The following is a 13,669-nucleotide window of genomic DNA, read 5'->3' on the forward strand; positions in this document are numbered from 1 at the left end:
GGAGGGAAGGCGCGGCAGCGCCGCGTTGACCGACGAGAACGCAGCCAGTGTGCGCGCCGGGCGGCGCGCAGTAGGCCATGATTGTTCAGCAGTCTCCCAGGGCGTGACGCCCGAAGGATGCTGGCCACTCCTAGGCCGAACGGCGGTCGTCCCGGCTGCCCGAGGGGCGAACCGCGATCCCGGTGCTGCGATCGCGAGGCCGGGTCGAGGCCGGTCCGGGCCGGGTCAGCGCGGGGTGGTCCTTGTGCAGGGCGCGGGCGAGACGCTCCACCGCGACGTCGCGGTCGACCTCACCGCGACCCTCGCGACCGAGCCAGTTCACCCAGAGCATCGCGAGCACCGTCACCACTGCCGGGGGTGCCAGCCACCACAAGATCTCCACACCCCAACTCTCGCACGCGCATGCGGATGATCCCAGAAGGCACGAGCGACCGCGGACCTTTCTACGGGGAGCCGACCCACTCCTGGTCGCCGTCGGTGAAGACCTGGTGCTTCCAGATCGGCACCTCGGCCTTGAGCTGGTCGATCAGCGCCCGCGAGGCGACGTACGCCGAGTCGCGGTGAGCGGAGGCCGCAGCCACGATGACTGCGGCATCACCGATCGCCAGGGACCCGATGCGGTGCACCGCGGAGACCGCGATCACGTCGTGCTCGGCGGCCACGGCGGCACAGACCTCGCGCAGCCGGTCGAGGGCGCTCGGGTGTGCGGCGTACTCCAGGCGGGTCACGCCCCGGCCCCCGTCGTGGTCACGGACCCGACCGACGAAGAGGTTGAGCCCACCCGCCGCGTCGTCCTCGATGCTGGCCAGCACCTCGTCGACGTCGAGCGCTTCTTCGCGCAGTGCAACGAGGCGCACGCGTTCGCCCTCAGCAGAAGCCATGGTCCAAACACTAGTGGGCCCTTGGCAGCCACCAGCGACCGAGTAGTTTGGAGGCATGACTGACGACCCCGGCGACCAGCCCGAGAACCCCTTCAAGGGCACGCCGTTCGAGCAATTCTTCGGCGCGGGCGGCATGTCCGGCATGCCTGACCTGGCCGGACTGATGAACCAGATGCAGGCGATGATGGCGCCCCACGAGGGCTCGGTGAACTGGACCCTCGCCGGCGACATCGCCCGGCGGGCCGTGGCCGAGAACCCCGACCCGACGCCCTCCCAGCGCGAGAGCGACGCGGTCGCCGACGCCGTCCGGCTGGCCGACCACTGGCTCGACGAGGCGTGCGAGTTCCCCTCCGGCGTGCAGTCGACCGCCGCGTGGAGCCGCGCCGAGTGGGTCGAGTCGACCCGCGAGGTGTGGAAGGTGCTGGTCGACCCGGTCGCCGAGCACGTCGTGGCCGCCATGGGCAACGCCCTCCCGACGGAGGCCCGCGAGATGGCCGGCCCGCTGATGGGCATGCTCGGCAAGTTCGGCGGCGCCATGTTCGGCAGCCAGGTCGGTGCCGCCCTCGGTGGCCTGGCCAGCGAGGTGCTGACCGCCTCCGACATCGGGCTCCCCCTCGGGCCTCCGGGACGCGCTGCCCTCGTGCCACTCAACATCGAGGCCTTCGCCGAAGGGCTGAACGTGCCGGCCGACGACGTACGCCTCTATCTCGCGTTGCGCGAGGCCGCCCACCAGCGGCTCTTCGCCCACGTGCCGTGGCTGCGTGAGCACCTGATCTCGGCCGTGGCCGACTACGGGCGCGGCATCGCGATCGACACCGAGGGCATCGAGGAGCAGATGCGCAACCTCAACCCCACCGACCCGACCGGCATCCAGGAAGCCCTCGAGGGCGGCCTGTTCGAGCCCAGGAAGACGCCCGCCCAGGAGGCCGCCCTGCTGCGCCTCGAGACCACGCTCGCCCTGGTCGAAGGCTGGGTCGACGAGGTCGTGGGCCAGGCCACCGCCGAGCGCATGCCGACCGCGTCGAAGATGCAGGAGGCCGTACGCCGCCGCCGCGCCGCGGGTGGTCCGGCCGAGGACACCTTCGCCGCCCTCGTGGGCCTGGAGCTGCGTCCGCGTCGCCTCCGCGATGCGTCGACCCTGTGGGGTTCGCTGCGTTCCCGACACGGCACCGACGGCCGTGACTCGGTGTGGCTGCACCCCGACCTGCTGCCCACGGCCGCCGACCTCGATGACCCGCTGGGTTTCCGCGAAGAGGTGGCCGAGCCGCTGACGCCGTCCGGCGACGACTTCGACGCCGAGCTGGCCAAGCTGCTCGACGAGGGCACGGAGGGCGACGCCAGCGGCGAGCCCGGTGCCGACGACCCCAAGGAGTGAGCCGGCTGCACGCCGACGCCGAGCGCGTGCTCGGCGGCTGGACGGCGCCCGACGATCACCAGGAGCGCCACCGCCGCAGGTTCCTGCACCACTTGGCGCAGCACCCCGACGGCATGGCACGGGAGTGCTTCCCCGACCACCTCACCGCCGGCGCACTCGTCCTCTCCGCTGACGGCACCGAGGTGCTGCTCAACCTGCACGGCAAGGCGAAGCGCTGGTTCGCCTTCGGTGGCCACTGTGAGGCCATCGACCAGACCCTGGCCGGGGTCGCGCACCGCGAGGCCCTCGAGGAGTCGGGCCTCCCCCGGCTCGACTTCGACCCGGTGCCGGTGATGCTCGACGAGCACGCAGTGCCGTTCTGCGACCCGCGCGGCACGGTTGCCCACCTCGACGTGCGGTACGTCGCGGTCGCGCCGGCGGGGGTCGGTCACGCCGCGAGTGAGGAGTCCCTCGACGTGCGGTGGTGGCCGGTCGACGCACTCCCCGACGGGCTCGAGGACGACATGCACCGCCTGGTCGCCCTGGCCCGGGCGCGGGTGCTGGGCTGAGTGAGCGCTCAGTTCCGGCAGGTCACTCGACGACGTCGCCGGAGCTGGGTGGCGGCTCCATCTGTGCGGCGGCGGAGTAGCCGAGCAGGAAGCCCTGCGCCCGCTCCGCCTTCGGGTAGTGGGCGACCCAGCCCCAGAACTTGTCGTCGTGGCCGTGCTCGATGAGGTGCGCCAGCTCGTGGATCAACACGTAGTCGACCACCCACGCGGGCATGCCCTGGAGCCGGGTCGACAACCGGATCGACCGGTCCCCCGGCGTGCAGGAGCCCCAGCGCGCGTTCTGGTTCTCCACCCAGCGCACCGAGTCGGGCCGGGCGAGACCCCCTAGGTAGCGCGCCGAGAGGTCCTCGGCCCGCTTGGACAGCTGGGCGTCGGAGGGGCGCTTGCGCTTCTCCTGGCGGTCGAGGCGGGCCACCATCGTCTCGACCCACTCGGCCTCCTGGGCCCGGGTCATGGAGGCAGGGATGAGTACGACGACCTTCTCGCCGTCGCGGTAGGCCGACACGGTGCGACGCCGACGCTTGGAGCGCCGGACCTCGATCTCTGGATCCCCCATGACGATCACGTTATCGGCTCGCCCAGCTCAGGAGGCGCTCCGCGGGCCACGTGTTGACGATGCGCTCCGGATCGATGCCGGCCTGTTCCGCGCGCTCGCAGCCGTAGTCGAGCATGTCCAGCTGGCCCGGGGCGTGGGCGTCGCTGTCGATGGAGAAGAGGCACCCGATGTCGCGGGCCAGTTCGAGCAGCTTGGTCGGCGGGTCGCGTCGCTCGGGTCGCGAGTTGATCTCGACGGCCACGTCGTTCTCCACACAGGCCTCGAAGACCTTGCGGGCGTCGAACTTCGAGCCGGGGCGGACGCCGCGGTTGCCGGTGACCAGCCGCCCTGTGCAGTGCCCGAGCACGTTGGTGAACGGCTGGGCGACGGCGGCCACCATGCGCCGGGTCATCGCGTCGGCGTCCATGGCCAGCTTGGAGTGCACGCTGGCCACCCGCAGGTCGAGCCTGGCCAGCATCTCGTCGGTCTGGTCGAGCGACCCGTCGTCGAGGATGTCGACCTCGATGCCCTTCAACAGCCGGAAGCCCGATCCGCCCAGGTGCTCGTTGACCGCGTCGACCACACTGAGCTGCCGGGCCAGCCGCTCGGCGCTGAGCCCGCGGGCCACCTTGAGCCGCGGCGAGTGGTCGGTCAGCACCAGGTAGTCGTGGCCGAGCTCGATCGCGGTGAACGCCATCTCCTCGATCGGTGATCCGCCGTCCGACCAGTCGGAGTGGGTGTGCAGGTCGCCGCGCAGCGCCGCCCGGAGCTCACGACCTCCGGGAGCCAGGGGTCCGGCGTGCTCCTCCTCGAGGACGGCGAGGCGCTCGGGCACCTCACCGTGCCACGCATCGGTGATCACCCGCGCCGAGCTGGCGCCGATGCCGGGAAGGTCGGTGAGGGTCCCGGCGGTGACATGTCCGGCCAGCTCGTCGTCGGAGAGCGGCAGGATCGTGGCTGCGGCGCTGCGGAAGGCCTTGACCTTGTAGGTGTCCTCGCGGGCTCGCTCCAGAAGGAAGGCGATGCGGCGCAGTGCGGCGACGGGGGTGAGCTGCTCGCCGGTCATTCTCGTCCTCTTTTCTTCTCTCCACAGGTGGTGGAGATGCATCGTCCCTGCTCAGCGGTGGTCTGCCGGGGTTCCCGACGTGCGTCGTCCACAGGCCCGTCCCCCACCGTTCCACAGCGGCAGGGCCGGAATCCACATCTTGTCCACAGGGTTCTCCACAGGCTGTCGGAACCCGTGCCGCGCCAGGCATTGACCGCACACCCGCGTGCCCCTAGCGTCAACGCCAGATGAGGCCCCCGGTCCACCGTTTCGGCGGGGCAGCTCCACACTCGCAAGGGGAAGGCACGTGTGGGACTGCCGGCCAGGGGCCTCTTCTCCCATTTCGGGTGCTGCCCGTCCGAGGTCAGCGGCCGGTGAACTTCGGGTCGCGCTTCTCCTTGGCCGCGGCGATTCCCTCCTGCAGGTCGGCGGTGGCCAGCGTGACCGGCTGGGCCAGTGCCTCCCACTGGAGGGCCGCCTCGATGTCGGGATGTCCTGCGCCGGCCAGTGCCAGTTTCGTGTAGCGACTCGCCACGGGTGCGGTGGCCGCGACCTGGGCCGCCGTACGCAGCACCTCGTCCAGGAAGCCGTCGTCGGGAATCACCCGCGAGACCAGGCCCAGCCCGAGCGCCTCCTCGGCGCCTACGATCCGGCCGGTCAGCAACAGGTCCCGCGCGGCCGCGGCTCCGACGACGTCCGGGAAGAGGTACGTCGCCGCCATGCCGGGGTGCATGCCCAGCTTGACGAACGGAGCGCCGACCTTGGCACCGGCCGCGGCGTACCGGATGTCGCAGGCCAGCGGCATGCAGAGCCCGGCGCCGATGGCGTGCCCGTTGATCGCCGCGATGGTGGGCACCTCGAGCCTCCGGATCGACAACCACGCCCGGTAGAACGCGATCATCCGGTGGCGCAGGTGGTCGACGGTGGCGTCCGGCTCGCTGGCGATCCAGCCGATGTCGCCGCCGGAGCAGAACGACGTACCGGCACCGGTCACCACCACGGCCCGCAGGTCGGGGTCGGCGGCGAGGCCGTCGATCGCGTGCACCCACGAGGCGGTCATCTCGTCGGACATCACGTTGCGGCGGGCCGGGTCGTCGAGGGTGATCAGGGCGACGCCGGGGCTGGGCCGTGTGAGGCGGAGGAAGGTCAGGTCTGCGTTCTCGGACATGGCCGCAGACTAGCCGTCGCGGAAACGTCCAAAAAACCCGCTGTTGAGCGCTACGGGGCGCCTCCCGCGTGGGACTTCAGGCGTGAAGTAGGGTTTTGGACGGTTCACATGCCCTGCGTGGGAACCCCGGCGGGCTTCCCCGATCCCCCCGTCGCGACGACCGAGAATCAATTAGGCAAGGAGGCCGTCATGGCGGAGACCTGGAGCGGCGAGTTCTACTGCGTGAAGTGCAAGGCCAAGCGTGAGGCCTCGGGTGAGGTCAAGGTCAACGACAAGGGCACGCGGATGGCGAAGGCCGTTTGCCCCGAATGTGGCACCAACCTCAACCGAATCCTCGGCAAGGCGTAAGAACCCGCCCCACGAGCAGTCGCAGCGGCGTCGTCCCTCACGGGGCGTCGCCGCTGCCTGCATTTTCGGGGTCCGTGGTGCTTCTCGGCCCGTGGATCCCATCGACCTGTGGATGACGTCGGCGGGGCGGCGGCCACCTGTGTGAGAGTGCCTGCCATGTCTCGCGCGCATCGTCACCCCGGCTTCCCGGCCCGGCCCCTGCTGCGACCGGGGGTGCGCGTCTGCCGGCGCGAGGACGGCCGCCTCCAGGTCGGTCTGGTCGCTCACCTGGCGGTGACTGCACCCGACACCGAGGAGATCCGGGGCGTGCTGGCCGACCTGCGCAACGGCGTCCCACCCGGACCGGTCGCCGGCCTCTCCCCCGCGGTGATGCGCTTCTGCACCGACCTGCTGGCCAAGTCGCTGGTGCTCGACGCCGACCCGTTCCTCCATGCCCTCGGCTCGGCGGAGGCCCCCGAGGACAGGGAGTCGCTCTCGGCGTACCTCAGCGACACGGGACCCGAGGGGCCCGACCTGCTCGATCGTCGACGGGCGACCGTGGTCCAGGTGGCCGACCAGGGCAGCCGTCGCGCAGGCCGCCGGCTGGTCGAGCTGCTGCGCACCGGCGGGGTGCAGACCACCACGCACCCGGCCCCGGGCCCGGTCGACGCCGCGGTGCTCGTGGCCCGCGGGGAGCCGCTCCGCTCCGGTGTCGACGAGTGGATCCGCGGCGACGTGCCGCACCTGGTGGTCAGCACCAGCGAGGGCGTGGTGCGCGTGGGCCCGTTCGTCGTACCGGGCCAGACCGCGTGCCTGCGCTGCATCGACGCACACCACGCCGATCACGACCCGCGGAGACCGCTGATCCTCGCGCAGTACGCCGACCCGGCCGTCGGCACCGACGCCCTCCCCGAGCCGATCCACCACGATCTCTTCGAGATGGCGATCCTGTGGGCGGTCCGCGACCTGCTGAACTGGGTCGACGGCCGACGCCCGCTCAGCTGGGGAACCACCGTCACCTTCGACCCGCACCTCGAACTGCCACGCACTCCGTGGCGCCAGCACCCGGCCTGCGGGTGCGGGTGGGGCCGGAGCATCGCGGCCGGGTGATCCTTGCTCGTCACCACCACTCGCTGTCGAGCTTGCTCTCCATGGCACGCAGGTGCTCGCGCGAGCAGGTGTCGCAGAACGTACGCCGCCGGCCGTTCTCGACGGCGGTGGTCCAGGTCAACGGCATCGGGTCGCTCTCGGCCACTCGACCGCAGAAGTCACAGGTCGTCACGTCCACCGACCCTACGCCGCCATCCGCAATACTCCCTGACGTTTCGGCCCCGCGAGGGGGCGGAAACGTCAGGGAGTATCCCGAATGCGCCGAGCCGGCGTCCGCTGACCATGGTGGTCAACGAACGCCGGCTCGACTGCTTGATCAGAGGCGTCCGAGTGCGAGACGCGCCTCTGCGGCAGCGCGCTCGGCCCGACGGCTCAGGCGGCGGGCGAGAGCAGCCTGCCGGCCCTGATGGGTGCGGTGCGCCTCTCCCAGGCGCGCGGACATTTGTTCGCGTGCCAGTTCTTCATGCATGAGATTCATGGTGTTGCTCCAGTTCGTGTGTGTGGTCATGGCTGGGTGTCGACTTTCTGGTGCGGGCCGCGTCACGCGGCGTCGGTCTTGCGGGGACGGCCGCGCGGCCGCTTGCGGGGGATCACTACTCCTTGGAGGAAGAGCTCACCGCCCCAAACGCCCCAGGGCTCGCGCCGCTCGAGGGCGCCGGCGAGACAAAGTGCCTGGACCGGGCAGTCCGTGCACAGGGCCTTGGCGTACTCCACGTCGGTGGGTGACTCGGCGAAGAACAGCTCCGGGCTGTTGGCCCGGCAGGGCAGCAGTTCGTCGTCGACGGTGTCGGCCGCGGCATGCAGCTCACCGAGGGTCGGCTCGGCGGGCGGCTTGAGTTCGCTGATGGTCATGTGTGTCACCTCCTCTGAGACCTGATCGTGTGTGTTGATCCGGGCCCTCCACCGAAAGTGGTGGAGAAACAAAAGGGCCGCGGATCCCGGTTCTCGGGTTCCGCGGCCTGGAGGCTGCCAAGTTGAGTGTCAACTCAACAGGGCGGTGGACTCCAGACAAGGGTTCCCGGGGTGGCTCCCGTGAAGAGAGCGATGTGCTTGCGGGCCGGAACGTCGGCATCAACGCATGCGGACACGCCAAAGGCGGCGTAGGTGGGCATGACAATGCGCGACTGGTTCTCAGCCGGGATTCGAGTCTTGATGCTGTTCACTGGAGCCACCTCCTTCGGTGCCGTTGAGCGCTGATCTTGCCAGGACCGTATGCGCGGGTTGAATGTGCTGATGAGAAAACTATCGCGGCCTGCCTGTAATGGGCAAACGATTTAATGGGTATTTCTTGATTTTTTTCGAGATCACCTCGAGATCACCTCGGGATCACTCGATGAGGGCCAGCAGCTCCTCGCCGTACCTCTCGATCTTGGTCGCCCCGACCCCGCTGATCCTCAGCAGCTGGGCGTCTGCGGTCGGCTTCACCTCGGCGATCGCCTCGAGCGTCTTGTCGGTGAAGACGACGTACGCCGGCACCCCGTCGTCGCTGGCCCGCTGGCGCCGCCACTCCTTGAGCCGGGCGAACAGGTCCTCGTCGTAGGTCGCCGGACAGTCGACGCACCGGCCGACCTTGCGCTCCCCCGCGGTCGAGAGCGGGCGCCCGCAGGTGCCGCACATCGCTGCCCTGGCTGCCTTCTTGGCACGGCGGGGCTCGGGTGCGTTGCCGGTGTCGGGGCGCAGGCCGGTCAGGAAGCGGGAGGCCTTGCGGGTACGTCGACCGCCGGGGTTGCGCGACAGGCTCCACGAGACGGACAGGTGCAGCCGGGCCCGGGTCATGCCGACGTAGAGCAGACGGCGCTCCTCCTCGACCTCGGCCGGGGTCTGGGCGAACGAGATCGGGATCGAGCCCTCCTGGGCGCCGCACACGAAGACGGCGTCCCACTCGAGGCCCTTCGCGGTGTGCAGGGTGGCCAGGGTGACCCCGTCGGCCACGGGCGCATGCTGCTCCGAGGCCCGTCGGTCCAGGTCGTCGACGAAGGACCCGAGGTCGGTGCCCGCCTGGGCGGCGTACGACTCGGCCTGGGAGACCAACGCCTGGAGCGACTCCCACCGGTCGCGTGCCGTGCCCCGGCCCGAGGGCGGTTCGGCGGTCCAGCCCATACCGCCCAGCGTGCCGCGCACGTCGGCGGCGAGGTCGTCGCCGCCACCGCCGGAGCGGGCCGTGCCGCGCAGCAGGGTGATCGCCTGGCGCACCTCCTGCCGGTCGAAGAAGCGCGCGGCACCGCGGACCACGTAGGCGAGGTTGCGGGCCGAGAGCGCGTCTTCGAAGGCCTCGGACTGGGCGTTGATGCGGAACAGGACCGCCATCGAACCGAGCGGCACGCCGGAGTCGCGCAGGCGCAGCACCTCGGCGGCGACCGCCTCGGCCTCGGCCACCTCGTCGTCGTACTCCCGGTAGTTCACCGCCGGGCCGGAGGGACGCTGTGCGACCAGCTTGACGCCGCGCGAGCTGCTGCCGGCGAGCAGCTGGTTGGCCGAGCCGATCACCTCGGGCGTCGAGCGGTAGTTGCGGACCAGGTCGATCGCGGTGGTGCCCGGGTGCTTGCCCGGGAAGTCGCGCAGGTAGTCGGCGTTGGCGCCGGCGAAGCTGTAGATGGTCTGCGCCGGGTCGCCGACCACGCAGATCTCGTCGCGCCCGCCCAGCCACAGGTCGAGCAGCGCCGACTGGAGGGGCGAGACGTCCTGGAACTCGTCGACCACGAAGAACTTGTATTGACGCCGGACCTGCGCCGCGACGCGTTCGTCCTCCGCGAGGAGGGCGGCGGTGAGCAGGAGGACGTCTTCCATGTCCATGCGGCCCTGGCCGCGCTTGACGTCTTCGTAGGTGCCGAACACCCGGCCGACCGTCTCGGGGTCGACGCCGTTGACCTCGCGTCCGCGGGTGGGGGCGAGCGCGGCGTACTCCTCGGGGCGGACGTTGCTGACCTTGGACCACTCGACCTCGGAGGCGAGGTCGCGCAGGGTGCCCTGGTCGACGCCGAGCCGTTGGCGGCGGGCCGCGAGTGCCATCAACGGCAGCTTCGACTCGGTCAGGGTCGGCAGCTCGGTGCCGTGGGTGGCCGGCCAGAAGTAGCGCAGCTGCCGCAGAGCGGCGGCGTGGAAGGTGCGGGCCTGGACGCCTGGTGCCCCCAGCTCACGCAGGCGGGTGCGCATCTCGCCGGCCGCCCGCGTGGTGAACGTGACCGCCAGGACCTCGGTCGACTGGTAGACACCGGTGGCCACTCCGTGGGCGATGCGGTGGGTGATCGCCCGGGTCTTGCCGGTGCCGGCCCCGGCCAGCACGCGCACCGGGCCGCGAAGTGCCTCGGCGACCTGTCGCTGCTCGGGGTCGAGTGAGTCGAGCAGGCTGTCAGGGCGGGCCATCGGGAACAATTCACCTCGGAGTGCAGTTGAGTCGGTCGAACACCAAGCAGCCTAGATGCCCGAGGGGACAATCCGTTGAGCGAGTTCACGATGTACACCACGCCGTGGTGCGGCTACTGCCACCGACTGAAGAGCCAGCTCGACCGGGAGGGCATCAGCTACGACATCGTCGACATCGAGCAGCAGCCGGAAGCGGCCCAGCTGGTCGAGAAGGCCAACGGTGGGAACCAGACCGTGCCGACGCTGGTCTACTCCGACGGTTCGGCGCAGACCAACCCCAGCCTGGCCCAGGTCAAGGCCAAGATCGCCGCCTTGGCCTGACGCGTCACGCTGGCGACGCCCGGCGTACGGCGCACGGCGTACGGCGCACTTCCCACGGAATACGTGCACATCCCACGGCACATCTGACGTGGGATGTGCAGGTTTCCCCGGTGCACCGGGGACTCCTACAGCCACGAGCCACCGGTCACCAGCGGCCGGGGAGCGGGCCGCCGTACCAGTGCTCGACGAGCGAGCGTGAGATCGAGATGCCGCCGGGGAGCACGATGGTGCCCGCCTCGGCCTCGGCCCTCATCTCGGCGCGCGTGAACCACCGTGCCTCGGCCATCTCGTCGCCGTCGAGCACGATGTCGGTGGTCGTGGCGCGTCCGACGAAGCCGAGCATCAGGCTGGTCGGCAACGGCCACGGCTGGTTGCCGAAGTAGTCGACCTGTCCGACCTCGACCCCGACCTCCTCGAACACCTCGCGGCGTACGGCGTCCTCGAGCGACTCCCCCGGCTCCACGAAACCGGCGAGCGTCGAGAAGCGGCCCTCGCCCCAGCCGGCGCCGCGACCGAGCAGGCAGCGCTCGTCGTCGGAGCCGGGCTCGCCGATCGCGACCACCATGATCACCGCCGGGTCGGTGCGCGGGAACTGCTCGCGCTCGCACTCGGTGCAGACCAGCAGGTGGCCGCTCTGGCGGGACTCGAGCCGGCCACCGCACGCGGGACAGTGCCGGGTGCGCCAGTGCCACTCGGCCAGGCCGATGGCGTGGAAGGCCAGCGGCGCCTCGGAGGAGTCGTGGTCCATGAAGTGCGGGGCCAGCGCCCGCAGGCCCACCCACTCCTCGCGTTCACCGGGTGCCCGCTCGGGATCGATCAGCATCGCGAAGTGCGCGCGACCGGCGTGCTCGCCGAGCAGGATGCGGGTGCCGTCGGGAGCCTCTTCGGGGCTCACCCAGGCCGGGCCAGCGCCCGCACTGCGCAACCGGGTCCCGGCCACGAGGAGCACCCGCGTCTTGGGGTCGGCCCACTTCTCGGCCAGCCAGGCGTCGTCGTCGCGTCGTTCGGCCATTCGCGCGTGCGCACCGGCGGCCAGCTCGGCGTGTGGGTAGGTCATGCCTTCGGGCTTCCGTTCATCCAGGCGCGGAACGCCTCGGCGTTGTAGGGGCGACCGAGGAAGTCGGCCACCAGGTCGGCCGCGTCACCGCTGCCGCCTGCGGCCAGCACCTTGTCCCTGTAGGCACGGGCCGGTCCGGGGGCGAGCAGGTCGTCGGGGTCGAAGGCGGAGAACAGGTCCTTCGCGATGACCTGGCTCCACATGTAGGTGTAGTACGCCGAGGTGTAGCCGCCGAGGTGGCCGAACCCGGCGTGGAAGTGGGTGCCGGGAAGCTGCGCGACGAGGTTGTACTCGCGGGCCAGCTCGGCCACCCGCGACGTGATGTCCTCGGGTCGCTCGAGGTGCAGGTAGTAGGAGACAGCGGCGTAGAACATCTGGGTGCGGGCCATGAAGCCCTTGCCGAACTCCTCACCGGCGCGCATCCGGGCCACCAGGTCGGCCGGGATCGGAGTCCCCGACTCGTCGGTCGCGAAGCCGGCCAGCACCTCCGCGTCCCAGGCCCACTCCTCGAGCATCTGGCTGGGTGCCTCGACGAAGTCCCACTCGGTGGCGACGCCCGAGAACCGCACCCAGTCGTGGCGTCCGGCGAGCACGTGGTGCACCAGGTGGCCGAACTCGTGGAAGAGCGTGACCACGTCGCCGTGCTCCATCAGCCCGCGCGGGAAGTTGCAGACCAGCACGCCCTCGGGGAGCTGCACCCCGCGCACACCGGGCTTCAGGTCGAACTGCGCGGCGTGGTTGTACTTGCCGTCGCGCGGGTGCAGGTCGAGTCGGATCCGGCCCAGCGGCTCACCGTCGAGGGCGACGTCGTACGTCGTGACGTCCTCGTGCCACGACGTGGCGTCGGGCACCTCGGCGTACTCCAGGCCGAACAGGCGGCCGGTCACCTCGAGCAGGCCCTGGCGCACCTTCGTGAAGTCGAAGTAGCGACGCACCTCCTGGGCGTCGACGTCGTACTGCTCGCGACGGACGACCTCGGCGTAGTGCCGCCAGTTGGAGGCGTCGACCGCCGCCACCGACGGATCGTCCTGTCGTGCCCGTTCGAGGAGGACCTCGATCTCGGCCCGCCCGGCGGCCTCGGTGTCGTTGGCGATCTCGGTGATGAACGCCGGGATGGCCGGGCCGGTGCCGATCATCTTGACCTCGGCGTCGTACGACGGCCAGTCGGCGTAGCCGAGCATCGTGGCGTGCTCGTGCCGCACTGCCAGGAGGTCGGCCAGCACCCGGTCGTTGTCGGGCCAGGCGATGTCGTACTGCGTGGTCACCACGCGGCGGCGTGCGTCGCCGTCGGTCGCGAACGTCATGAAGGGCACCGTGTCGGGGTATTCGGTGGTCACCTCGAAGGTGCCGTCGTCGCCGACCGGGTGCGCCTCGACCCAGTCCTGCGGGAGACCGGCCGCGGCCTCGGCGGGCAGCTTGGTCGTACGCCGACCGTCCCTGATCCCCCGGGAGAACGCCTGGCCCAGCTCGACCTCGCGCTCGCTGATCTCGCGAAGCCGCTGGCGGGTGGCCTCGTCGCGGTCGACTCCGGCCCGGCGGAAGTCGCGCAGGCTGTGCTCGAGCATCCGGGTGGCCGCCTCGTCGAGGCCGTCCTTCGGCACCGAGTCGAGGGCGGTGAACGCCGCCACGTCGAGCATCAGGCCGGTGTGGAAGCGGTTCGCCTCGACCTCGATCTCCTCGGCCTGCTCGCGGATCGCCTTGTCGGGGTGCACCTGGGCGACCAGGCCGGCCACGGCGAACGCGTTGGCCAGCTCGATGTGCAGCCTGTTCCACACGCCTGCCACGGAGCCGGGGTCGCTCGCGGCCAGCGTGGTGCGCAACTCCTCGGCACGGGCCAGCGCCCCGCGGCAGTGGTCGTCGAGCCAAGGGGCCCAGTCCGCGTCGGCGGCGGGCAGGGACAGTGGTTGGAGCTGCTCTGGTCCGGTCACGCCTTGCAGGC

General features: G+C 70.8%; 16 protein-coding genes. 5 read left to right on the top strand and 11 right to left on the bottom strand.

Features of this window, described 5'->3' with window-relative positions; genetic code table 11:
* Nucleotides 1–130: 130 nt before the first annotated feature.
* A complete protein-coding gene (locus tag ASD30_RS22150) occupies nucleotides 131–382 on the bottom strand; it encodes a hypothetical protein (protein WP_056687305.1) in 252 nt (83 codons plus the stop codon).
* A 61-nt stretch (nucleotides 383–443) separates the two neighbouring features.
* Nucleotides 444–881 (bottom strand): molybdenum cofactor biosynthesis protein MoaE, encoded by a 438-nt coding sequence (locus ASD30_RS22155; protein ID WP_056687308.1) that lies wholly within the window; start codon nucleotides 879–881, stop codon nucleotides 444–446.
* A gap of 55 nt (nucleotides 882–936) precedes the next feature.
* Between ASD30_RS22155 and ASD30_RS22160 the strand changes: the two genes are divergently transcribed.
* Nucleotides 937–2,256, top strand: coding sequence for a zinc-dependent metalloprotease (locus ASD30_RS22160; protein WP_056687310.1), 1,320 nt, complete (start codon nucleotides 937–939; stop codon nucleotides 2,254–2,256).
* A complete protein-coding gene (locus ASD30_RS22165) occupies nucleotides 2,253–2,804 on the top strand; it encodes an NUDIX hydrolase (protein ID WP_056687313.1) in 552 nt (183 codons plus the stop codon). The genes ASD30_RS22160 and ASD30_RS22165 overlap by 4 nt, the downstream gene beginning before the upstream one ends.
* Nucleotides 2,805–2,826: 22 nt before the next feature.
* On the opposite strand, the gene ASD30_RS22170 is transcribed toward ASD30_RS22165, so the two are convergent.
* The 3 genes from ASD30_RS22170 to ASD30_RS22180 form a co-directional block, all read right to left on the bottom strand.
* Nucleotides 2,827–3,360 carry a M48 metallopeptidase family protein gene (locus ASD30_RS22170; RefSeq protein WP_056687415.1) on the bottom strand — a complete coding sequence of 178 codons (534 nt, stop codon included), beginning with the start codon at nucleotides 3,358–3,360 and terminating at the stop codon, nucleotides 2,827–2,829.
* 10 nt (nucleotides 3,361–3,370) lie between these two features.
* Nucleotides 3,371–4,405, bottom strand: coding sequence for a PHP domain-containing protein (locus ASD30_RS22175; protein ID WP_056687316.1), 1,035 nt, complete (start codon nucleotides 4,403–4,405; stop codon nucleotides 3,371–3,373).
* A 343-nt stretch (nucleotides 4,406–4,748) separates the two neighbouring features.
* Nucleotides 4,749–5,552 (bottom strand): enoyl-CoA hydratase/isomerase family protein, encoded by an 804-nt coding sequence (locus ASD30_RS22180; RefSeq protein ID WP_056687318.1) that lies wholly within the window; start codon nucleotides 5,550–5,552, stop codon nucleotides 4,749–4,751.
* Between the two features lie 189 nt (nucleotides 5,553–5,741).
* Between ASD30_RS22180 and ASD30_RS27300 the strand changes: the two genes are divergently transcribed.
* The gene (locus tag ASD30_RS27300; RefSeq protein WP_168618186.1) at nucleotides 5,742–5,900 is read left to right on the top strand and encodes a DUF5679 domain-containing protein; all 159 of its coding nucleotides are present in this window, start codon (nucleotides 5,742–5,744) and stop codon (nucleotides 5,898–5,900) included.
* A gap of 156 nt (nucleotides 5,901–6,056) precedes the next feature.
* Nucleotides 6,057–6,989, top strand: a complete 933-nt coding sequence (locus tag ASD30_RS22185) for a hypothetical protein (protein WP_156393746.1) — start codon at nucleotides 6,057–6,059, stop codon at nucleotides 6,987–6,989.
* 10 nt (nucleotides 6,990–6,999) lie between these two features.
* On the opposite strand, the gene ASD30_RS22190 is transcribed toward ASD30_RS22185, so the two are convergent.
* The 4 genes from ASD30_RS22190 to ASD30_RS22200 all read right to left on the bottom strand — a co-directional run bounded on the left by ASD30_RS22190 (nucleotide 7,000) and on the right by ASD30_RS22200 (nucleotide 10,352).
* Complete coding sequence (locus tag ASD30_RS22190; RefSeq protein ID WP_200951220.1) at nucleotides 7,000–7,161, bottom strand: hypothetical protein; 162 nt, start codon at nucleotides 7,159–7,161, stop codon at nucleotides 7,000–7,002.
* A 144-nt stretch (nucleotides 7,162–7,305) separates the two neighbouring features.
* Entirely contained in the window at nucleotides 7,306–7,458 is a 153-nt protein-coding gene (locus ASD30_RS26200; RefSeq protein WP_235532657.1) for a hypothetical protein, read from the bottom strand.
* 71 nt (nucleotides 7,459–7,529) lie between these two features.
* Nucleotides 7,530–7,841: a WhiB family transcriptional regulator gene (locus tag ASD30_RS22195; RefSeq protein WP_056687327.1), complete on the bottom strand. Its 312-nt coding sequence runs from the start codon at nucleotides 7,839–7,841 to the stop codon at nucleotides 7,530–7,532.
* Between the two features lie 474 nt (nucleotides 7,842–8,315).
* A complete protein-coding gene (locus tag ASD30_RS22200) occupies nucleotides 8,316–10,352 on the bottom strand; it encodes an ATP-dependent DNA helicase UvrD2 (protein ID WP_056687330.1) in 2,037 nt (678 codons plus the stop codon).
* 75 nt (nucleotides 10,353–10,427) lie between these two features.
* Here ASD30_RS22200 and ASD30_RS22205 point away from each other — a divergent pair, with 75 nt between their 5' ends.
* Nucleotides 10,428–10,673 carry a mycoredoxin gene (locus ASD30_RS22205; RefSeq protein WP_321163484.1) on the top strand — a complete coding sequence of 82 codons (246 nt, stop codon included), beginning with the start codon at nucleotides 10,428–10,430 and terminating at the stop codon, nucleotides 10,671–10,673.
* A 145-nt stretch (nucleotides 10,674–10,818) separates the two neighbouring features.
* Here ASD30_RS22205 and nudC read toward each other — a convergent pair whose 3' ends face one another.
* The gene (gene nudC, locus ASD30_RS22210) at nucleotides 10,819–11,730 is read right to left on the bottom strand and encodes an NAD(+) diphosphatase (RefSeq protein ID WP_056687332.1); all 912 of its coding nucleotides are present in this window, start codon (nucleotides 11,728–11,730) and stop codon (nucleotides 10,819–10,821) included.
* Complete coding sequence (locus ASD30_RS22215) at nucleotides 11,727–13,658, bottom strand: M3 family metallopeptidase (protein WP_056687334.1); 1,932 nt, start codon at nucleotides 13,656–13,658, stop codon at nucleotides 11,727–11,729. The genes nudC and ASD30_RS22215 overlap by 4 nt, the downstream gene beginning before the upstream one ends.
* Nucleotides 13,659–13,669 lie beyond the last annotated feature (11 nt).

Source organism: Nocardioides sp. Root140 (genome assembly GCF_001426745.1).
In the GTDB taxonomy this organism is placed as follows: domain Bacteria; phylum Actinomycetota; class Actinomycetes; order Propionibacteriales; family Nocardioidaceae; genus Nocardioides.